Origin of the sequence: Paenibacillus qinlingensis (assembly GCF_031455095.1) — a bacterium.
Classification (GTDB): domain Bacteria; phylum Bacillota; class Bacilli; order Paenibacillales; family NBRC-103111; genus Paenibacillus_E; species Paenibacillus_E qinlingensis_A.
The window spans coordinates 1571488-1593906 of record NZ_JAVDSB010000001.1; the positions used below are offsets into that span (position 1 = coordinate 1571488).

Consider the following 22419-nt stretch of genomic DNA (forward strand, 5'->3'; position numbering starts at 1 on the left):
TAGACTTCAGCCGAGCGGCAGCGAGGTTGAAAGTCTATTCACTAATCTTATTACTCTTAATTGTCCACTAAAGAAATGTAGATTGGAGAGAACTTACTATGAATAATAGAAAAAAAGCAATTGTCATTTCCATGTTATTTGCAAATATGCTTGTGTTTACAGCATGTGCATCCACTGAAAAACCAACAGCGAACTCAGCTGCTCCTATAATTAGCACCGCGCCTAGTACCGTAAATGAACTCACACCAACAGTTACACCAACTGAAACGCCAGAAGCTTCATCTGCACCACTTTCAACTCCAAATGGCAGCATCACTGTAAAACCAGTATCCGTGCCGTCTGAAACAACGACGGTTACTAAACAAATTAAAGAGATGTTTGAATTAGCGAAAGTGGGTAAAGTGGCTGGTATTACGTTTGCAGGAGAAACAGGATTCTTCGAAGATGTGGAGAAAGCGTGGGGAAGTGCCGATCACAAGGATGTGGTAGGTAGTTTCATATATGCGACCTATGGCAAGAAAAATGCCGTCATTGGCTTTAATAAGGGCGATCAAATCATTGATATTCGTTCCAACGATCCAAAGCTGCAAACTATAACATTAAACCAAATTCTACAAGCGCTAGGAAAACCAGTAGATACCAAGGTGAACGGCGATGATACGATTTATATTTATAAAGCATCCGACATGTTCCAACTTAAATTTATTATTCCCAAATCAAGCGGAAAAGTAGATCACATTTCTGTTTTTGATACCAAGCATTCGGTTAATAATATGGCTCGCTAAATAAGAAGAGTAGGGATCGTATGGCTGTTATCAGTCCGACGATCCCTTTTTTGTATGATGTTATTGAACTGGGTTCTTACGACTTTTCACATATCTGAATGTCCATAACACGCCTATCCCAATGATGATGATGGAAGCGATAGGAGCGATTACTAACATGCGATCTGTCGTGAGAAGGAAGACTAGGCAAATTTTTACGCTGACTTCGAACAGCAGCACCACAGCCCAGACGAGTGTTAATTTACGAAAGGTAGCCCGAACGGCGGGGTTGGTTTCATATTTATACGTCATCTGCGGATCGTTTAACGTTCGTTTGGCGAAAACATACAGGAGCGGTTTTGGAAACAGCAGCGAAACCAATAGCGCCAGACCCATAATACCAATGGCGTAAGATTCTTTTAATAATATGAACCTTTCGTCACCTGTCATGAGTGTGGCCAGCACACCCAGAATCAATGATGAAAAAATAAACAGAGAAAAAGCATCAAGTTTACGAGTTTTGATAAAACCGTAGATCGTTTCTAACAAGGGAACAGCAGCAGCAATAGATAGCGCGGCAACACTGCTCACATGAGACTCCAATAATCGATAGATAAGATAAGGAATAACGACATTGACGATTAACATTCGTTTAATAGCGATTTTTGGGGAAGATCCTTGCGATATTTGCATATCAATTTCTCACACTCTCTCAGATAAATTTTAAGTTTATTACTTCTTTTTTACTTTTGGCAACAAAGCGGAAGGGATAAGAGCCAGGGCAGTAAAGATAATCGACCAGCTAAATGTGTGATCAAATGCGATAGCTACAGCTGCTGGATCGTGAGATGTCAAAGTGTTGAATTGGTGTTGCAAAATGATGGCGATGATCGAAGCACCAAAGGCTCCACCGATTTGCTGCATGATACGTGTAGTGATACTCGCATGTGGAATGTCTTTAGGTGATAAGCCGACATAGGCCGTAGCCATTACAGGCATGAAAACAGCGCCCAACCCCGCCCCTCTTAACAATAAGGCAAGGACGATATACATATAGCTTGTTTCTGAACCTACCTGGGTAAAAGGAATCGTTCCGAGAATGGTTATGAGGGTACCCATCAAAACGACTGGTCTTGACCCAATCCGATCTGTCCATTTACCTGCAAGCGATCTGGTTAATAGCATCCCAATTCCTTGCGGTACGAGAAGAAGGCCAGACATTAACACGGATTCGCCGCGGACTTGCAGGAAATAGAGTGGTAGTAACAACATGGCACCAAAGGTGGTCAGACCAGATAAAAAGAGGAGGATACTGGTTACGGTAAAAGAACCTGTTCGAAACAATTTCACATCGAGGAGCGTTTCGCTTCCCTTTTTTGACGCGTACATGACGAAAGTCACTAATGCTGCTAGACCAGCAATAACAGGACCAAGCACATGAATATTCCCGAAATCCCTATGTGTACTCACTTCGCCAAATCCATAAATAATAAGTACGATGGAAGGGGATAGCAGCAGGAAACCAATCCAATCTAATCGGAACGATCGATTTCCTTGTTCTTCGCCAGGGAGTCCTTTCCACGCCAACACAATAGCAAGCAGACAGATGGGGATATTAACAAGAAAGATCCATCTCCAATCCAAATGATTGATAATAAGGCCACCTAAAACAGGTCCTAAGATCGGGCCGAGTAGTGCCGGCAAGGACGCCGCGGCCATAGCTTTGCCTGTCCCTTGCCCAGCAGAAGCGCGAGCTCCCATAGTCTGCATGACCGGCATTAGTAATCCACCCTACGTTCCAAGCCAAGCTGCATAGAACGGATCCAACGAGAAACACGATAAGGGAAAATATCCACGTCGCCTTGCCGCCAAATCGCTCCACTGCCCACCCCGTGATCGGAATAACCATTCCCAAGGCAAGCAAGTAACTGGTCATAACCCATTGAATGGTTGACACTGTTGATTGAAATTCACGGACAAGCGTTTCGATGGCTACATTCGTAATCGTCGTGTCGAATAATGGGGCCAAGATGCCAATCATGAGAATGAGCATCATTTTTTTAGTGGCTTTTTGCTGTTCCAGAGTTGGCATCGGCGCTGTTTCTACTTGTTGCAATAGGATCACTCTCCTTTTCGATAAAATAAGAAACGCATCGTTTCTTAACGGTTTTTATGATATACTATCAACAGATAAAACTCAACATGTTTTTATTAGGAGGTTGTCCCAGGCCATGGACGCTATTCAAGATAAAAATAAAAATAAAGATCCGATAAAATCAAGACGAAGAGGCAAGGAGTTGGAAGCCGCGATCATGCAGGCGGTTCGTGAAGAGCTGAATGAACGGGGTTATTTTCAGTTTACAATGGAGGGTGTAGCAGAACGTTCGGGTACAAGTAAAGCCGTCTTATATCGGCGATGGACCAACCGAGCGGAGATCGTGTTAGCAGCTGTTCGTGAGCGCATACCCTTACCTCTTGATGAAATACCTAATCATGGTAATTTGCGGGACGACGTTTGCGACGCTTTGCGATCGATGAATCGGAACGCCTCGGAGCTGCTTTCGAAAGCTTTATTCGGGCTCGTCATGGAACTAGGGACGACAACGATCGCTGAAGTCATGTTTCCTCAAGGCAGACAAAGTAGGTCAATGTCCGTTATCCTACAGCGCGCAATTGAAAGGGGAGAACTGCCAGCGCGTCTTTTAACCGAACGCGAGATGAATGTGCCGATTGATCTGGCTCGCCATGAATTAATGCTTTATAACAGACCGATGTCCGAGGAGACGATCGCGCAAATCGTGGATGAGGTGTTTTTACCATTAGTGACGAGGAGATAACACTGGCTGCCGCGGTGGAGAAGGTCATCCTGTGGTACCCCCTTAAATCGACAAAAACAGACGAATCGTTTGAGAGGCTACGCTATAAGGAGTGACTCACATTGGCGAATAATTACAAACGATTCATTCAGAATCAATACGAAAAAGCGATGTCCACTGCTTCTGAACTCATTTCTCCACGAAATGAAAAACAAGAAGAAGGCATGATAGAACTCAATCCGCAATATTATGACGAACTGCAAGCCATCGCTGATATGCGGCATACGACGGTACAAGCGGTCGTCAATGGGATCATTGTTCAGTACCTGACAGATGCTACATACGGATCAACCCCCATCTCAGTGAATCAAAAGGAAGATAACCCACTTCTGTATTTGGATGGTCTTTGCAAACTAGAGGTTTAAGGAGTGCTGCTATATGGATAACCACTTGAACATTCAGGATGCCATCTTTCTGGATGAAACTGCTTTAGCCGCTTTAATGAATCCTGAAGATCCACACTATGCAAAAGCTCGTTCCCTTTTTTTAGATTTACATGATCTTGAACGCAATTACACGACGACGAATTCCATTATATTTAATCTTCATGAATGGCTTCGCAATGAATATGGCTACGAGCAGGCAGAATACTTTCTGAGTGCGATTGATAAATCAGTAAGTAAAGGCAAGCTCGTCGTGATTTCCAGCGGCCAAGAGTTCGAAGGTGAATCACGCAGACTGCTGATCGACAGGCCAGAACTCCGTTTCTCACTCAGCGAAGCATTCACTGCAGTGACCATGTCCTATTACCAGGTAAAACGTATATTTACATTCAATCCAAATTTCATCATGCTTGTTAATTTGGATAAAGAATTTCGAGTCATTCCTTCCAATTAATCGAACAAAAGTATTGTAAAGGCAAGAGGCTGTCATATGTAGAGAAATCTACCTCTGACAGCCTCTTTTTTATGGCTCAAAAACTTTCAATCACACTCATTTAGGGGAATGTCACACATTGAAGCTGCCAATTGTCTTAGTAGTGTGAACAAGTCAACTTAGAGAGGTGGATAATGAACGGGAATTCATATTACTGGCGCAAACTGCACTCGCTACTCGGGGTAATTCCACTTGGTGGTTTTATTCTTGTGCATGTGTCGATCAATTTTCAAGCGTTTGAACGCGGACCAGATGGCTTTGCTTCCTACGTGCATTTCATCAACAGTCTGCCAATTAAGCCATTGCTGGAGATTTTCGGGATATACCTTCCGATATTGTTTCATGGGATTTATGGTCTTTATATGGCCTATCAATCCAATTTGAACTCTGGCCAATACGCGTACGGTCGTAACTGGGCCTTTACTTTGCAACGTATTACTGGCGTTCTCACATTTATTTTCGTATTTTGGCATTTTTTCAATACTCGTTTTCAAATTTACTTGGGGAATATTACGCATGAGGAACTGGGTTCGACGATGCATGAGATCGCTACGAATCCTGTGTACTTTATCATTTACGTCATCGGCGTATTGTCGGCTGTATTCCATTTTAGCAATGGTCTCTGGGCATTCTTAATTAGCTGGGGGATTACGATCTCACCACGCTCTCAAAAAATATCTTCTTATATCTGTATGGGTGTTTTTGTGCTTATTTCATTGCTTTTCTTGTTTTCACTCTTTGCTTTTACTGGTGAGGCGTTTAAATAAAATGGATATCGGATATAAGCGAGGGAAAATATAAATCTATTGATGTCACACATTCAGATCGCCAATTGTCTTTATAGTGATTGATGACAATAACAACTAGGAGGAATTAACATGAAAATAGTCGTAATCGGTGGTAGTGGACTTATTGGGAAAAAACTTGTAAACAACTTGCGTCAACTTGGTCATGAGGTAGTAGCAGCTTCACCTTCTTTAGGTGTGAACACAATCACGGGTGAGGGGCTGGCAGAAGCGCTTAATGGCGCGCAGGTAGTCGTTGACGTATCAAATGCGCCTTCGTGGGAAGATCAAGCCGTATTGGATTTCTTCGTTACATCCAATACGAACCTTCTTGCTGCTGAAGCTACAGCAGGTGTAAGTCATCATGTTGCCTTATCGGTTGTAGGTACGGAACGACTTCTCCAAAGTGGCTACTTCCGTGCAAAAATGGCGCAAGAAGAGCTTATCCAAAATGCTAAGGTTCCCTATACGATTGTCCGCGCTACCCAATTCTTCGAATTCATCGGCGGCATCGCCGATGTTGCAACACAAGGGGATACCGTACGATTGCCTTCCGCTCTTATGCAACCTATCGTTTCGGATGATGTTGCAGCAGCGGTAGCTCATTTCACACTTGCAGCGCCAGCAAATGGCATTGTTGACGTGGCTGGACCCGATCAAATTCGCATGGACGAGCTTGTTCGACAATTTTTCAAAGCAACGAAAGATCCACGTCAGGTTGTTTCGGATGCCAACGCGCCATACTACGGCTCCGTTCAGGTGAATGATCAATCCCTTGTTCCAATCGGTGGCCATCCAACGACGACTACCACTACGCACTTGAAAGATTGGCTTAGCCGTAACTACGCTTAAGTGTAATCAAGTAAAGAACTAAATAGTTATAAGAATATATAGGAGTCCCGAGAAATTACGGGGCTCTTTTTTGTGCTTTAATTCTGAATAATTAATCGTTCGTAGAGACACAATGATTGAGTAATAATTTTTAGAAAAGAGTGATTAGAAATGAATTCAATCCCTCGGCTATGGAAGGAGCTTAGTGATTCAGCGGATTTCGTATGCTATGAACATAAATTGAATGAGATTTCTTTGTTCATCGGGTATTTCAAATCTCTAACAGAGTCAGAATTACTGCAATGGCATATCCTTGGCTGCTTGAAAAATAATTCGGATATATCCTTTGAGGATTTGTATCGATGCATCCCTGTAGCAGAAAAAGAAGTATCTTCCAATTGGGACATCATTCAAAACAAGTTTTATCGGGGTTATGTTGTAATCCAATATGGATTTCAAAGCCATGACTGTATATTGGTCAATGCAGCTGCCTTAAAAGGTCGCAACGTATCAATACCTGAAACCGAATTCACCGTAGAAGGTTCGAAAGAAGCCTTTGTTGAATCATTGGATGTCAATCTTAACTTGATCCGTAAGCGGCTTCCCATTCCAGAGTTACGCATCAAAGAACTAACAACAGGGAGTATTTCCAAATCGAGAGTTGCAATTATTTACATAGAGGGATTAACGAACGAACAATATTTAGAAACATGTATGCAGCGCATTGAGGATGTAGATTTTGATCAAGTTACGGATACTACTTTGCTTCAGCAAATGATCGAAGATAATTCCAATTCGATCTTTCCTCAGACTATTGGGACCGAAAGGCCTGATTACGTTGCCTGGGCCGTATCCTCGGGTCAAATATGCGTTCTAAAGGATGGGGCACCGACTGCATTTTTTGCACCGGTTAATTTCTGGCAATTTTTTATTACCTATGAAGATTACTATTTGCCATGGATTATAGCGTCAATACTACGGTTGATTCGCATGTTCTCGGTGATGTTTTCGGTATTTGCCTCGCCCCTATATGTTGCCGTTATTACCTATCACGGTCAGAGTATTTCATCCGTCTTTTTGCCTACTATCATCTCTTCGAGAATAAATGTACCATTCCCTCCAATCGTGGAAGTGCTCATTATGGAGCTTGTCATTGAACTATTGCGGGAAGCAGGCGCCAGATTACCTACGAAAATCGGACAAACCATTGGTATTGTTGGAGGTATTGTACTTGGAACAGCCGCTGTTGAGGCTGCGCTTACAAGTAATTTTTTATTAATCATAGTGGCATTGTCGGCTCTAGCTTCTTTCACGACACCGATCTTCCGAATGAGCGCTACGATACGTATCCTACGTTTCCCATTTATTTTCGCAGCACAATTATGGGGCTTACTCGGAATCATCATCTGTCTCATAGCCCTAATTGCTCATTTACTGCGATTAACTTCTCTCGGGATGCCATATTTGGTTCCGTTTTATCCATTTCGCACGGCAGACTTATTTGATACCTTAATTCGTCCACCGTATTCAAAATTTGAACATCGGTTTTCGTTTTTAAGAACTAGGAGACCTGTAAGATTTAATAAGAAAAAAGCAAATTCTAAAAAAGATATAGATGAATGAATTAGCTTTGGGAGTGAACAAAGATGAAATCAACAGAACAACCGAGATTGACAATTTCGCCTTTCCTTGTACTCGTGTTGATTCATTCGATGCAGTTCGGACCCGAATATCTTGCGATGTCGATCAAACCTATTCAATTGGCTGGCCAAGATGCTTGGGTCTCAGTCGTTCTATGGGGACTCATTTTCCATGTCATTATTTGGATGATGTATCAGATTCTCAATCATAATGAGACGGATCTTGTGCATATTCATCAACATTTTTTTGGAAAACTGGTAGGTGGAGCACTTAACTTTGGCTTTATCATTTACTTCCTGCTTGTTGCGAGTTACCTCATACGTCAATTTATAGAAATCATACAAGTATGGCTATTTCCTGACTTAGTGACGTGGACATTGGCATTAGCTTTACTTATGCTTGTTTATTACATCGTGGCAGGTGGTTTTCGAGTCATCGTTGGCATTTGTATGGTTAGCTTGGTCCGATATGTAACCATATTTGCTTTGTTTTTTCCCGTGGCTTATTTTCATTTCAACAATTTAACCCCCATATTTGATCATTCGGTTATCGATATCATCCAAGCAGGCAAAGAAATGACATTTCCCTATTTAGGCGTGGAATCGTTATTCTTCTGTTACACATTCATTGAAAGCCCAAAAAAATCTCAAAAATGGGCACATATTGCTAATGTACTTTCAACTGTGTCTTATCTATTAATTATTATCTTCGCGCTACTCATGTTCAAGCCTGAACAGTTATCAAAGGAAATATGGCCACAATTAACCAAATATAAATTTATTCATTTTCCATTTATTGAACGATTTGAATATATCGGCGCAGTTGCTCAGATATTATGGGTAATTCCTATCATATGCTTCGGTCTTTGGGCAGCAAGCAGAATGTGTAAATTAATGTTCACTGTTAAACAATTGACAGCCCTGCCTATCTTATTAGTGCTCGTCTTTACCATTGTATGTCTAATTCCAAATCATACCCGTATTTCATCTGTTCAAAGCATGCTATCCGGAATCGGATTCTACATTGTTCTAGTGTACATCCCATTCTTATACATCGTCGATATGGTTAGAATGAAAGTGAGAAGGACCGTATGAGACGTTCTTTTGTCTACTTATTCCTTGTGAGCATCCTAGTAACAGGGTGTGTCAAGCAACAAACGTTAGAGAAAATTACGATTTCTTTTGTTAGCGCCCTAGACGAAGCACCAGATGATCAAATCGAATTAACGCTCGCCGCACCTAAGTTTCAAGCAGGTAAATCGAATACCATTTCGAATACTTTGCACTCAAAGATTGGCCATTCAACTAGGAACATAACCGAATTAATGGACATGCAATTAAATCGGCCTATTAAACCGGGAAATCTTTCGGTGATATTATTTGGAAAAGAGTTGGCGGCTAACGGCTTGGCCGACGAATTGGATGTGTTCTTACGCGATGCAGTAACTTCTCGACGAATGTATTTGGCAGTAGTTGATGGGAAAGCCAAGGATATATTGAAGGCCAATTTTAGTTCAAATGAAGAAAAAGGGATGTACTTGTGCAATTTACTCGACACGAATGTGCGGAGCGGGCTTGTTCCGAGGCAAAATATTCACGATTTTGAGTATTCCTATTTGGGCAAAGGCTTAGACCCCATTTTGCCGATTCTGAATTTGCAAAACAATACAGTCATGATTACAGGATTAGCCTTATTTAAAGCTGACAAATACGTAAAGTCCTTGAACGAAAAACAGATGCGAGTGATAAAGCTTCTTCTGGAAGATACGAGGTACGGTGTTCTTGAGACACAGTTAGACAATAATACATACATGGCTGTGAAAAATGTAGGTTCTAAGACGAGATATCATATGAGTAAAGATTCGAATAGTTCAAAAGTGACATTAAATCTTCATATCAATGTTGAAATTATTGATGCAAAAGGGATTTACTTATCTTTGCAGGATCAAGATAGCATAAAAGCTGCTTTCGAAAAAGATCTAACTACAACGGGAATGGATCTCATCGAAATGTTTAAAAAAGAAGGGATCGACCCTCTCGGAATAGGAGATTTCGTTAGAAGTAAAACGCGAAATTGGAACGAAGAGGTTTGGAAACAACAATATCAATCCATGAAAGTTAGCCTGGTTGTTAACGTGAATATTAAGGAAATGGGTATCAGGAAATGATGATTGGAAATCGAGCAGCACTTCAGAGGATGAACATGAATTTTTAATTTCATGAAATCGGACTCGGGGGTGCTTTTTTATATATATCAAATTTCCATAAAAATGAAGTCACATATTGACGTTTCCAATTGTCTTATTTATGCCAGAAAGGAGTCTGATCATATTGAAATTCATTATGAAATGGGGTTTTCTAAGCTTCATTACCATCACAGCTGTCATTTTGATGAGTAACATCAGTAAAGCCTTCATACTTGAGGCTCCTGATCTGTTACGGATTAATCTTAGTTCTGAATCAACGAATGAAGAGGTCGTCTCGCAGCTTCCTGGAAGCAGGATTGTTGACGCGAAGCTACACATTATATCCGTACCTTACGGAAGAGTCGATGAATACGGAAAGCTGGCTAGTAAACTTCCAGGTGTATTCCTTCCGAGAAAAGTACAACTTGAGAAACCAGCATTTTCGTTTCACTACTATCTGTTTTCCTTTAAGGAACTTTTACTTAACTACTCGCATGGCGATTTAGGTCTAATCCGCACTGGAAATTATGACATTCCGGTAAAGAAAGTTTTAAAGGAAACGGTTGTCCGCACTTGTACTTATTTAATACCTGGTCTGATCGTTGGGGTCTTGTTCTCCACCTTATTATCACTGGTAGCTTCGATGTGGGGGACGATAGGGCGATTGTTGAATTCGGTACATGCGCTATTAAGTGGTTTGCCGGATTTTCTACTGATCATTCTTATTCAACTAGCGTCCATATATTTAACTCGATTGACGGGAAGAAACATCATACTGGTAGCACATTATGGTAATCATATTCCGTTTACGATTCCTTTTCTTGCGATCGCTTTAATACCCGGGGTTTTGATTTACGGAACGCTGCGCCTCGCAATCGAACGCGAGATGAAGCAGGATTATATCACAACAGCGTTGGCTAAGGGTTTGACCAAAAGGGAAGTGCTTTTTCATCACGTTATTCGGAATATTATGTCGGACCTGTTGATGGTGATGCCAAAAGCGACGACTTTGGCTATCGCAAGCATGGCAGTTGCAGAAGCGATGTGCGATATTCTTGGTCTCGGCGGATATCTGGTCAGTCCCAGAGTCCAAAATATCAGCGCTACTCCAATCTTTTGTATCGTTCTTGTTATAATAGCAATTATTTTTCATGTTATATATGCATGGCTCAGTAAGCTCTTTGTCGTAAAGATAGGGGAGGGAGCATAACCGTGCAAAAGAAATCATCGAAACTGTTTTATTTCGCTTGCGCGATGATCATATTCATCGTATTACTAGCGGCATTCGGCGGGATGGTTAAACCCCATGGACTTACAAACGCGGATAAAGTCTACTTAAATTCGAATATAATCGACGGTAAAACGATTTATGAAACGCCTCCTCTTCATCCGAATGCTACTTATCTTCTAGGTACCGACCACAGGGGATTGGATATGTTGAGCTTGTTGCTGAACGGATTGAAGTACACTTTGGCGTATGCAGCTTTATTAACGGCATTAAGATTCATTTTCGCTGTGCCTCTTGGCATGTGGTCGGGAACGACGGGAAGAGGAGGAGGCGCGTTGCGTACGATGCAATGGGTCATCTCTGCCGTGCCAGCATTTTTGTTCTTGTATCCACCGCTGATTGGGTTGTATTTCAAACTTGGCTTAAATAATGTGGACAAAGCGAACCCACACAATTTAATACTATTTAATATGATCTTTCTCTTCATGGTAACTGTCCTAGGTATCTTCCCACTTGCCTACCAGATTGCCGAAAGAGCCCGTTTGTACAGTTCCAAACCATACGTCGTCGCTTCCCGGTTGATGGGTGGCTCGTCATTCCATAGAATTGTAAGGCATATTTTTTCAAGTATGCGACTTGAGTTGCTTTATATGGTGATAAGTGAGTTTATCCTCATTCTCTTCCTAATGGGACAGTTGGCTATTTTCAATATCATTATTGGAGGGGCTGAAACGTTGGATATGGTAGATAAGTTAGTTCCTGGTGAAGCGCCTTATTTTATTTATTTGACGACAACAGGTGAGTGGACCTCGTTGATCGCTTATGGAGCTAAGTACATCCAAGCTTATCCTTATCTCGTAATCGAAACGGGAATAGCTTTCACTCTCTTGATTTTATCTCTGCAATTTTTCCTGTCTCAATTCAAGAAGCGGACGCGATGATGAGGTGTTCACGCAACCTGAAACTGAGCCCCTTAAGAGTTAAACAAATATTAAACTATAACGTGCGTTTTAGTTAACCTATACTTAGCGATAGAAAGAGAACGGTAAGTGTGAAAAGGAAGGGAGTACTTATTCCATGCATACGTATTCGTTTCATCGCAACATTCCAATCGCGGAGGAATACTATGATCTCGTTGTAGCTGGGGGCGGACCTGCCGGTGCAGCGGCTGCTATCAGTGCCGCAAGACAAGGTGCAAAAGTCCTTCTGGTCGAAGGCACCGGATGCTTAGGCGGAATGGGCACATCAGGCTTGGTAACGGCATTCGATCCGATGGCCAACGGCGAGCGCATGCTGGTGGGCGGTTTTATGAAAGAAGTTGTTGAAACCTTGTATCGACGGAGCCTCTTACGTCCTGACATCGACCCGGACAGTTGGCGTAAACATTATCACAAATGGACTGCTTTTCAAGTTGAGGGCTATAAGTTAGTCCTAGATGAATTTGCCGTAGATGCCGGAGTAGAGGTCCGTTTTTTTACGAAAGTCGTAGATGCAGAAGCGAATTCCGTAACTGGTATTGTGCAAGGAGTTGTCCTGCATAACATTGAAGGTTTTACTTATGTTCGTGCCAAAACCTTTATTGACAGTACAGGTGATGCTGTATTATCGGAATTGTGCGATGTCACGTGTGTGGAAGCAGGACGGGATACACCAGGCATTATGCCTGCGACACTTGCTTCTCTATTCTCTAACATTGACTGGGGTCCCACGAAAGGCAAATCCTATGAAATCCAACAGGAGATGCTGCATATTGCGCTTCGGGACGGACATTTCTCACAGCCAGATCGTCATTTGCCAGGGATGGCAAAGGTCAATCACACGGTAGGCTATTTGAACGGTGGGCATCTGTTTAACCTAAATGCACTACGCTGCAAGGATTTGTCGGACGGCGTTATGCTGGGGCGTAGACTTGCAAGGGAATACATGGACTTTTATAAAAAGTATGTTCCTGGATTTGAGCATATTGAGCATGTTACGACCGCATCGCTTATCGGAATCAGGGAATCACGCCGCATCGTTGGCGAATATGAGCTGAATGTACAAGATTATTTCGCTCGTCGCCAATTTCCGGACCAAATCGGACTCTTTAACAAGTCCATCGATATCCATCCTTACAACAATTCCGAAGAAGAATACAAACGGTATTATGATGAATTTGAAAAAGCAGGTCGCTTAAGCCCTGGCGAATGCTTCGGAATTCCCTACGGTGTACTGGTGCCGAAGGGGTGGAGAAATCTATGGGTAGCTGGGCGATGTGTATCCAGTGATGTCCAGGTACACGGTTCTATTCGAGTACAGCCCGCTTGTGCGATGATGGGTCAAGCCGCTGGAACGGCAGCTGTACAAACGATTCGTACAGGACAATCGGCCTGTGAATTGGATACGGAGCAGTTAATAACAACCTTGAGAGAACATGATGCTTATCTGCCGCAAGAAACACTGAGCAAACAGATGACGAGGTAGATAAGCTCTAAAGTCGTAGAAGTGCGGCTTTTTTGATATCTAATTTTGGGTTTGGAGGGGTAAGTGAAGCTTACCTCTATTTTGGTTCTCATTAAACGTCTCGATATGAGCAGAAAACTGCAAAAATACATCTTTTTCAAGAAGAATAGACCGTTTATCGAGGAATTGCTGCGAAAATACATCCTTTTTTACCGAAATTCCTTAAAAAGGATAAATGCGGTGGAAAAAGATGCATATTCGCATCTTTCCTAATAGAACGTGACTTCTCTAGCATAAATAGATGCATATTCGCATCTTTTTTAGTTTCTGACTTTCCGCAGCGAAAGAGGAGTTTCAAGGGAAAATATGGAATATTAAAGTTGAATTATAATGTTAGTGTTGACCTTTTTCAAAGGGCTTGTCCAAAGGTTTGGTATCATAAATGACTCTGGAGGTTACTATGAATCCTGTAAAAAATCAAATTGGTGGCGTTTTTATTCCAGTAAGTAATATTGAAAATGCACGTGATTGGTACTGTGACATTTTAGGCTTACCAACGGACGGTGAACTATTTTTTGGTCATATTTATATTCTTCCGATGGAAGGTCCCAATATTGTCCTGGATAGTAAAATCTACTCGCCAGAAAACGTATATCAAGTACCTTCATTTCAGTTTCGTACAGAAGATATCCAACAAGCTTATGAATTTATGAGAGCGAAAAATGTACAATTAACAACAGGTATCGAGAATGATCATTGGTTCAATTTTAGGGATCCCGATGGTAATCTTCTTATGGTATGCAAGTAACTTAACAGGGTGAAATGATAGACACGCCATAAGATGGGATTTCATCAGCGAAATTCACGGCGATTACACGCCTTCCTTTCCAAGCGATGGACGATTTGCATGAGCACCTAGCTGACGCCGCGACAACAGTAAAGCATATGCCAGATATATGACAATGATAAAACCAAACAGCAGAACATAGCCGCCGATTGGGTAGAATAGGCTGCCAACGATTGGGCTCACGGCCATTCCCATATAACGGAAAAAATTATATGCGCCGACGGCGGTTGCACGGTTATGCGAGAAAGTGCTGGTTAACAGCGTCGTTTGTACGGGGAGCGAAAACCCTAGCGTTAACCCAAAACAGATAATTCCAACTAGCAGAAATGGCAAAGAAATCGCGTAGAATATGAGAAATAGTAATACCGAAATGGCATTTAGATAAGTGGTTCGTACGAGAAGCTTTTCCCCTTCAAATCTCGCCTGTACTCTTCCTCCTAAGTAACTACCTAGAAAAATGCCAAGTGACATAGGCAGAAAGACAAGTCCTTTTTGCTGGGCTGACAATCCGTAACTATCGGTTAAAATGTTGGGCAGAAAAACAAGGAAATAGTAAAACACATAATATTGAATAAACCCAAGATAAATAATGGACGATCCAATGTGATTCTGAAGAATCGCTACAAAATCTCGTAGTTGAAAACGTCTTGCTTCGACACTCTCTGGCTTCGTTTCCTTCAAATAAAGATAATTGAAAACTAGAACAAGCATACCGGTTGCCGCAAGAGCGAGAAACACGGAATGAAAATTAAACAAACCGCTAAGAAACCCGCCGATGACCGGTCCGAGTACAGGGCCTAACGATACTAACATTTGAAATGTCCCCATCGCTTGACCGCGCTCTTTCCCTTCAAACAAATCACTAATGACAGTAACGGCTACGACTGATCCAGCAGCGATGCCGATTGCTTGCAGTGCTCGGAAGATCACCAGAAAGGCTATCGTGTCTGAGAAAAAACAGCCAATCGAAGCGATAACATACAGCGCTACTCCGAATAACATGACTTTGCGTCGACCCTTTAAGTCTGTGAGCGGACCATAGATCATCTGCATGATAGCAAGAAATAAGGTAAACACTGAAATCGTTAAATTTACGACGAATGAGGTGGAGTGGAGCTCATTTGCAACCTCAGGTAAAATAGGGGTGTAAATGGTTTGCGTGAACGGCCCAAGAAACGCGGCAAAAGCTACAATGTAAAGTACCAATTTACGATTCAAGATGTTCAACCCTTTCGTATGGAATATTATTGTCATCTTACTTGAAATCAATTATATATTCCAACGCATTGCATGCTATAATCTCATTGACTAGAAGGAATGAATGGGGTGTTCGAAGTTGGAACTTCTTCAACTACAATATTTTCTTGCGGTAGCTCGTTCAGAGCATGTAACAGAAGCTGCCCGCGGTCTGCATGTTACACAATCGTCATTAAGCAAAACCATTCAACGCCTCGAAGAAGATCTGGGAGTCTCACTATTCGATCGAGTAGGAAGAAAGCTGCAACTGAATGAGTTCGGGAGAATATTTCTTCGACGAGCAGAAAGAGCTTTGTTCGAATTGGATCAGGGGAGGCTGGAACTTAACAATTTATCAAGCCCTGATCATGGCACCCTTGAACTAGGGGTGACGAGTGCAAGTGTACTACATCACATTCTTCGGAAATTTCGGCAAAAGCGGCCCCATATTCAATTTCATGTGCAAATGCTAACCACGCAGGAAATGGTTAATCTACTTGAGAGAGGTGAGGTAGATTATTGCTTGTCCTCGCCGCCTGTGAAACGGGATGACATCGAATGTCAAATCCTGTACATCGATCCCATCCTTGTCGCTGTTCCAATAGGGCATCGGCTGGCCGGTCGAAGCAGTGTGTCACTGATTGAGTTGAGGGATGAATGGTTAGTAGGGTTAAAAATCGGTTACGGTACGCGTGATTTAATGGACGCGGCATGCAAAACTGCTGGATTTACTCCACATTATGTGTACGAGGGGGATGAACCAGCAAGGCTGGTCAATCTGGTGGAAGCTGAAATTGGCATAGCTTTCATACCAAGCACGGCGAGGAATGAACTAGCGAAAATTAAATATCTCCAAATAGAGACGCACGAAGTAGTAAGGGAAATTGCGTTGTTGTGGCACAAGAGTCGATATATCTCACCAGCTGCGCTGGAATTTCGTGAGGTCGTTATCGAATATTTCAGGGACATGTCCCAAACAGACAATGGAATCCCACGTTAAGACAATTGTTCAATACATAAGAAAAGGCAGCCGACCTTAGTGGATCGGTTGCCTTTTGCATCTAACGGGATCCAAATTATGGTAAAATAGTGAAGTGACCTCTCTCATAAGTAGAGTGGATAGATTAATATTTTGGTGACAATTGTAAGTGGTTAACTATCGGTAAATTGCTTTCTTAATTCCAGTGGTGTGAATCCGTTCATTTCCTTGAATACTTTATCGAAGTAATTAACATTACAGAAGCCCGTGCGTTCAGCAATTTGGGTGATGCTTAAGTTATGTTCGATTAATAATCGTTTGGCCATTTCTACCCGATAACGATTAATGTAGTTCATCGGGGTAAGCCCCGTTACCTTTTTAAAAAACCGTGTAAAGTGAAAAGGACTTAAATTCACAAGTCCACCGAGGGTGTCGGTATAAATTTTTTGAGCGTAACTGGACTCTATATAATCAATGACAGGTTTCAACCGTTTGTACTGATCAAAGCTTTTGTTGAAGTCTTTTGAGAGGGAAAGCACCTGTTGATAGTTCCGAAGTAAAGGAATCATCATGCGATATAGCGAAGACTTGATGATGAGCTCACTACCGATATGTTGCGCCGCGTATTCTTTGTATGCGATTTCAAATTGGGTATTCAGTTCGTTCCATAACGGATGTACGGGGTGGATGGGCTCTTGGATTGGAGCTGTTTGAATGAATTGGGCCAGTGCATGCTGTAATTCGGAATGCTCTGAAGAGCCAGTTAATAAGGACATGTCGAATATCATCCCGTGGATGATGCTGTTCTTGCCGTTTAGCGAATGCATGGAATGAATCTTGCAACTATTTATGAAAAGAATACAAGGTGCATGCGCAATAAAGGTTCGATTGTCGATAAGAATTTGAACCTCACCTTCGATAACCTGAATAAATTCAAGGTGTTCGTGCCAGTGAGGTCTAACTAAGTGAAAACAGCTGATGACTTCCGTCATTCTTAATGGAAAGCGTCTACCTTCAAAAGGTTCAATTTTCTTTAAAACATCCATTGCCGTTCACCCGCCTTAACTATCAGATAATTCTGAGTATACCATAGTGATTTCTGTACCGAAATGAGGAAAAGAGCAAAATCATGTAACGATTGAGCAAATTGTTCTATATAACCATTTATCTGAATTGCGAGATAATAATATCAAATAAACGCATTCATAAGGGAGAGAGCACATTTGACGGGGAGTAAGATCGCACTAAATGTCCGAGAAAATTTACCTAACCTATGGAAAGAAGGTGCTCTGTTTGCTTTTTCCGGTTATGACGGGCAGACGGATTCGTATTCTCAGTTCGTTGCTACTGTGGGCGAGGGAACTTATAGTCTACTATTTCATACACCTCAAAGAAGAAGGTTACAATTTCTCGTTCCGCACGCAGGAGTTGTTCAAATTGCGACAGGAGATGTACTTGTAACGGAATCGGAGGAAAGTCCGCTGTTGGCGGTTTATCAGAGCTGGCATACGCTTATTGGAAACGCTCCTTCGTCTGTTGACATTGTGCTAAGTTTTGAAGAAGAAGACGGTGGTAAAGCTTGGGCCGATGATTCACTTTTCATTACAGAGTCGGCGAATGGACAGGATGTCATCGTTTTGCTAAGAGTTAAGGAACGATGGGCATTATCTTATGGACGACAGAGGGAAGAAGCTGTTAGCCGAGTCGTGAAGGGTTTGTCATACGATTCATTGGAGGAAATTGAAGCGAGACTGCAATATTATCAACTGGCACCTCGACTTCATGATCCGATGAAAGAACGGCTGCTTTTCAAGTGCTTCAGTGTGATGAAAGTCAATACTCTTGCTTCTGAAGGTGTAATTCGTCAGCACTGGTCCACGCCGGATCGTGTTCCTCACAAAGCGATGTGGTTATGGGACTCTGTCTTTCATTCACTTGCTATGAATCTGTTGAACCCAGAGCTGTCATGGCATTTTCTTAAATCCGTACTGGATACACAGCGGGATGATGGCATGATTCCCCATACCTATAAAGTGGATGGATCAGGCTCTGGTATAACCCAGCCACCTATATTGGCTTGGGGTGTCTGGGAGAACTACCGTCATACCAAACAAAGTTCCCACTTGCGTTATGCACTCCCTATACTCGAACGTTATGTAAATTGGGATATCACGCACCGTGATCGCAACGGGAATGGATTGCTGGAGTGGATGATTGAAGGCAATCCACTATGCCGATCCGGAGAGTCCGGAATGGATAATTCTCCACGGTTTGATCAAGCGGCTGTATTGGACGCCGTAGATTTTTCCGTATTTGTCGCTCAAGATGCTTACTTCATTGGATTGATCGCTGATGAACTTGGTGAAACTGAGCTAGCTCAATATTGGCAGCGAAAAGCATTTGATATGACTAGTCAAATTCAAGATTTACTTTGGGATGAGCGTGAGGGGTTTTACTTTGATCGCGACATGGATGGAAACTTTACTCGAGTGAAGGCGGTAAGTGGATTTCTCCCACTGCTCCTACATACGATCCCTCAAGAGCGTACAGACAAATTGATATCCATGTTGCAGGATACCCAACATTTTCAAACAAAATTCCCGATTCCAACGACGGCAGCCTCTGAAAAAACGTACAGCACGGATATGTGGAGAGGTCCTGTATGGATGAATATGAACTACCTTGTGTATATAGGTCTTAAGAGGCAAGGTAGAAACGAGGAAGCAGATAAGCTTGCACAGCAAAGTATTGAGATGGTGCAGAAATACTATGAACAGTTCGGAGTCATCTTTGAATATTTCGATTCGGCAGACGATGTACCACCTGTAGCATGCGATCGAAAAGGGCCACACCGGGGCAACTATAATATTCGACAAAAGATGGACGTTGTCAGAGATTTTCATTGGTCGGCTGCCTTGACTGCTTGCCTATTAATGGAACAGGCATAGGAGGAAACAACTTGTGTCTCAATGAAATGAAGGCGTGGAATGCGCGAAAAAAAGTAGCTGCCATCGTCACAGAATATCGTCCTGATTCGCATGCAGAAGTTATCATCGGACGGTTGCTAGGCATGTTCGGTTATAATCCGCAAATCGAAGTGGTTTCACTCTATCTGGATCAGGTTCCATCCAACGATATCGGCACAGCAGAAGCGCAATTTCGTGGTATACCTATCTACACTTCCATTGAGGAAGCTATTGCAGCTCCACATATCGGAATTCCAATAGATGGCGTTCTCATCATTGGTGAACATGGCGACTACCCGTGGAACGAGAAGCGTCAAAAGAGGTATCCACGCCGTCGTTTTTTTGAAGAAACATTTCGTGCATTGGATCGTTTAGGGCTTACGATACCGATTTTCAATGATAAGCATCTATCTTATCTCATGGAGGATGCGGAATGGATCTACAACGAGCTCACGAGAAGGGGACTGCCTTTTCTCGGAGGCTCCTCAATTCCACATGCTCCTCAATTACCTAGCTATTCATCCACTCAACTTCATCAGGTGAAGGAGATTTTTGTCATTAGTTGGCTTGGAGTCGAATCCTATGGGTTTCATGGCATGGAGGTGCTGCAAGCCGCAGCTGAACAAAGACATGGCGGTGAGACCGGGATCTGCTCCGTTCAAGCGCTGGAAGGGAGATCCGTGTGGGCGGCTATGGAACGGGGAGATGTCCCAGAGGATCTCATGGTTCAGGCACTTATCGCTCTTAGAGATGTATTACCTGGTCATCCTAGGGATCATGTAGACGTACCTGTCTTGTTCATTATTTCATATAACGATGGTTTGAAAGGCTATGTTCTTCAGCTTCAGCGTTTTATCAGAGAGTGGGGGCTTGCTTTTCGTGCGGCTGATGGCTTAATTACAGCAGCTCGTTGTGACAGTGGCATGGGGCGACCCTATAAGCATTTCGAGAAACTGACAAGACTGATTGAGCAGATGGTACTGACCCATCATTCACCTGTCAGTGCGGAGCGTACTTTTCTCACAACCGGAATGATTAATCATGGCATGGAATCTCTTCAACTAGGAAGAAGGGTAGATACGCCTCAGCTCCAATCTATCTGTTACTCTCCTGTTGAGAGCTTCATTTTATAGAAGGAATGCAGTTGTTTCACACAGTTACTTACAAATTAAACGGAGGAGGATCCAGTATGAGTTCTTTTTCACATTTGTATTATTATAAGCCCAAACCACCTCTACCTCTGCAAGCCAATCATATTCAGGCTGATCTGTGCATCTATGGCGGCACGCCAGCAGGCATAGCAGCAGCCATTCAAGCTAGTCGCATGGGACTCAAAGCTGTGATTGCTGAATTCAGCCAACATATTGGTGGGATGACAGCCAGCGGTCTCGGACGTACGGATGTTGGTAATACCATGGCGATTGGCGGGATTTCCAGCGAGTTCTATCAAGCACTGGGTCAACACTATGGCAGCGACGAACCGGATGGAAGGACTTGGGCCCTGGAACCTCATGTCGCGGAAGACATCTATATGAGTTGGTTGCAGCGAGATGAGATACCTGTTTATTTGGAACAGTATATAGATCGCGTAGAACTTCAATCAGGTCGTATTACACAGATCCATATGGAAGATGGAACCATCTATTCAGCCCCTATGTTCATCGATGCTTCCTATGAAGGTGATCTCCTTGCTCGGGCAGGCGTTTCCTATCATGTGGGTAGAGAATCCAACACTGTCTATAAAGAAATATTGAACGGCATTCATTTTGGTCATCCGAAACATAATTTTACCGCTTGGGTTGACCCCTATGTACAAGAAGGCAAAATCGATAGCGGTCTGCTCGCGGGTATATCCGATGTTGCACCTGGCGTGCAAGGACAGGGAGACAGTTCCGTCCAGGCTTATAACTTCCGCATTTGTTTGAGCAGTAACCGGGATAATCAACTTCCATTTTCAGAACCACCTAACTACAATCGTGATCAATTCGCTTTACTAGCGAGATATATCCGTAACGGCGTCTGGGATGCTTTGAAGCTCAATAAGGTGATGCCCGGCGGGAAGAGTGACTTGAATAATTGGGGAGCTATTTCAACCGATTATATTGGACGCAATTATGCTTGGCCTGAAGCGAGCTATAGGATTCGGGAGCAGCTCTTTCAAGAACATCTACATTATAATATGGGTATGCTTTATTTTTTGGCCAATGACGACACGATCCCAGCAGCGATTCGAGCGGAGGTTAAGACGTGGGGGCTGCCAGCTGATGAGTTTACCGCTACCGGCGGATGGCCGCACCAACTGTATATTCGTGAGGCAAGGCGTATGATATCAGACGTCGTCATGACAGAACATCATTGTCGCCACTTCACAGTAGAAGAGGATTCGGTTGGCTTAGCCGCCTATACCATGGACTCCCACAATTGCAGGCGATTGGTTCTTGATGGTCGTTGTATCAATGAAGGAAATGTTGAAATTAGTCCCAATGGGCCTTATCCGATTTCATATCGATCTATCATTCCCAAAGGGGAGGAGTGCACAAACCTTGTCGTACCGGTCTGTTTGTCTTCCTCACATATCGCCTATGGTTCTATTCGAATGGAACCTGTGTTTATGATTCTTGGTCAATCTGCAGCGACAGCTGCCGCTTTGGCGCTAGAGCATCAATGTGCATTGCAGGACCTGGATTATGGCATTTTGCGAAAACAGCTTCTGCTGGATGGTCAAATCCTACAAGTAACTAAATAAGTTATGTGTGTCATGGA

At 42.8% G+C, this 22419-nt stretch carries 21 protein-coding genes and 1 pseudogene; 17 read left to right on the top strand and 5 right to left on the bottom strand.

Translation table 11 applies throughout. From position 1 onward, the window contains the following. The first annotated feature begins 98 nt into the window (after positions 1-98). Complete coding sequence (locus J2736_RS07175) at positions 99-785, top strand: YjgB family protein (protein ID WP_310224796.1); 687 nt, start codon at positions 99-101, stop codon at positions 783-785. 60 nt (positions 786-845) lie between these two features. Here the strand turns inward: J2736_RS07175 and J2736_RS07180 are convergent, their stop codons facing one another. The 3 genes and pseudogenes from J2736_RS07180 to J2736_RS07190 all read right to left on the bottom strand — a co-directional run. Beyond that, complete coding sequence (locus J2736_RS07180; RefSeq protein ID WP_310224798.1) at positions 846-1457, bottom strand: VC0807 family protein; 612 nt, start codon at positions 1455-1457, stop codon at positions 846-848. Positions 1458-1496: 39 nt separating this feature from the next. Next, the gene (locus J2736_RS07185) at positions 1497-2543 is read right to left on the bottom strand and encodes an MFS transporter (protein ID WP_310224800.1); all 1047 of its coding nucleotides are present in this window, start codon (positions 2541-2543) and stop codon (positions 1497-1499) included. A 79-nt stretch (positions 2544-2622) separates the two neighbouring features. Next, positions 2623-2856 (bottom strand): annotated as a pseudogene (locus tag J2736_RS07190) (MFS transporter); the annotation flags it as partial. Between the two features lie 139 nt (positions 2857-2995). On the opposite strand from J2736_RS07190, the gene J2736_RS07195 reads away from it, so the two are divergent. From J2736_RS07195 to J2736_RS07250, 12 genes are all read left to right on the top strand, one after another. Next, positions 2996-3601 carry a TetR/AcrR family transcriptional regulator gene (locus J2736_RS07195; RefSeq protein ID WP_310224802.1) on the top strand — a complete coding sequence of 202 codons (606 nt, stop codon included), beginning with the start codon at positions 2996-2998 and terminating at the stop codon, positions 3599-3601. A 101-nt stretch (positions 3602-3702) separates the two neighbouring features. After that, a complete protein-coding gene (locus J2736_RS07200) occupies positions 3703-4005 on the top strand; it encodes a hypothetical protein (protein WP_310224804.1) in 303 nt (100 codons plus the stop codon). A 13-nt stretch (positions 4006-4018) separates the two neighbouring features. After that, positions 4019-4477: a hypothetical protein gene (locus tag J2736_RS07205; protein ID WP_310224806.1), complete on the top strand. Its 459-nt coding sequence runs from the start codon at positions 4019-4021 to the stop codon at positions 4475-4477. Positions 4478-4650: 173 nt separating this feature from the next. Next, positions 4651-5283 carry a succinate dehydrogenase cytochrome b558 subunit gene (locus J2736_RS07210; protein WP_310224808.1) on the top strand — a complete coding sequence of 211 codons (633 nt, stop codon included), beginning with the start codon at positions 4651-4653 and terminating at the stop codon, positions 5281-5283. A gap of 111 nt (positions 5284-5394) precedes the next feature. After that, entirely contained in the window at positions 5395-6153 is a 759-nt protein-coding gene (locus J2736_RS07215; protein ID WP_310224810.1) for an SDR family oxidoreductase, read from the top strand. A gap of 150 nt (positions 6154-6303) precedes the next feature. Beyond that, positions 6304-7755: a spore germination protein gene (locus tag J2736_RS07220; protein WP_310224812.1), complete on the top strand. Its 1452-nt coding sequence runs from the start codon at positions 6304-6306 to the stop codon at positions 7753-7755. Between the two features lie 23 nt (positions 7756-7778). Beyond that, positions 7779-8867, top strand: coding sequence for a GerAB/ArcD/ProY family transporter (locus J2736_RS07225; RefSeq protein WP_310224814.1), 1089 nt, complete (start codon positions 7779-7781; stop codon positions 8865-8867). Then, positions 8864-9940, top strand: a complete 1077-nt coding sequence (locus J2736_RS07230; RefSeq protein ID WP_310224815.1) for a Ger(x)C family spore germination protein — start codon at positions 8864-8866, stop codon at positions 9938-9940. Before J2736_RS07225 ends, J2736_RS07230 begins: the two co-directional genes overlap by 4 nt. Positions 9941-10115: 175 nt before the next feature. After that, positions 10116-11168, top strand: a complete 1053-nt coding sequence (locus J2736_RS07235) for an ABC transporter permease subunit (RefSeq protein ID WP_310224817.1) — start codon at positions 10116-10118, stop codon at positions 11166-11168. 2 nt (positions 11169-11170) lie between these two features. Continuing rightward, positions 11171-12127 carry a hypothetical protein gene (locus J2736_RS07240; protein ID WP_310224819.1) on the top strand — a complete coding sequence of 319 codons (957 nt, stop codon included), beginning with the start codon at positions 11171-11173 and terminating at the stop codon, positions 12125-12127. A gap of 136 nt (positions 12128-12263) precedes the next feature. Beyond that, positions 12264-13649, top strand: coding sequence for an FAD-dependent oxidoreductase (locus J2736_RS07245; protein WP_310224821.1), 1386 nt, complete (start codon positions 12264-12266; stop codon positions 13647-13649). A gap of 439 nt (positions 13650-14088) precedes the next feature. Beyond that, positions 14089-14436: a VOC family protein gene (locus J2736_RS07250; protein ID WP_310224823.1), complete on the top strand. Its 348-nt coding sequence runs from the start codon at positions 14089-14091 to the stop codon at positions 14434-14436. 63 nt (positions 14437-14499) lie between these two features. Here the strand turns inward: J2736_RS07250 and J2736_RS07255 are convergent, their stop codons facing one another. Beyond that, positions 14500-15729, bottom strand: a complete 1230-nt coding sequence (locus J2736_RS07255; RefSeq protein WP_310224826.1) for an MFS transporter — start codon at positions 15727-15729, stop codon at positions 14500-14502. 82 nt (positions 15730-15811) lie between these two features. Here J2736_RS07255 and J2736_RS07260 point away from each other — a divergent pair, with 82 nt between their 5' ends. Then, positions 15812-16711 (top strand): LysR family transcriptional regulator, encoded by a 900-nt coding sequence (locus tag J2736_RS07260; RefSeq protein WP_310224828.1) that lies wholly within the window; start codon positions 15812-15814, stop codon positions 16709-16711. Positions 16712-16863: 152 nt separating this feature from the next. On the opposite strand, the gene J2736_RS07265 is transcribed toward J2736_RS07260, so the two are convergent. Beyond that, on the bottom strand, positions 16864-17736 hold the full coding sequence (locus tag J2736_RS07265; RefSeq protein ID WP_310224830.1) for an AraC family transcriptional regulator: 873 nt from the start codon (positions 17734-17736) through the stop codon (positions 16864-16866). 177 nt (positions 17737-17913) lie between these two features. On the opposite strand from J2736_RS07265, the gene J2736_RS07270 reads away from it, so the two are divergent. The 3 genes from J2736_RS07270 to J2736_RS07280 are packed head-to-tail and all read left to right on the top strand — an operon-like array spanning position 17914 to position 22402. Beyond that, positions 17914-19638: an amylo-alpha-1,6-glucosidase gene (locus J2736_RS07270; RefSeq protein WP_310224832.1), complete on the top strand. Its 1725-nt coding sequence runs from the start codon at positions 17914-17916 to the stop codon at positions 19636-19638. Between the two features lie 26 nt (positions 19639-19664). Next, the gene (locus tag J2736_RS07275; RefSeq protein WP_310224834.1) at positions 19665-20789 is read left to right on the top strand and encodes a hypothetical protein; all 1125 of its coding nucleotides are present in this window, start codon (positions 19665-19667) and stop codon (positions 20787-20789) included. A gap of 56 nt (positions 20790-20845) precedes the next feature. Then, positions 20846-22402 carry an FAD-dependent oxidoreductase gene (locus J2736_RS07280; protein ID WP_310224835.1) on the top strand — a complete coding sequence of 519 codons (1557 nt, stop codon included), beginning with the start codon at positions 20846-20848 and terminating at the stop codon, positions 22400-22402. Positions 22403-22419 lie beyond the last annotated feature (17 nt).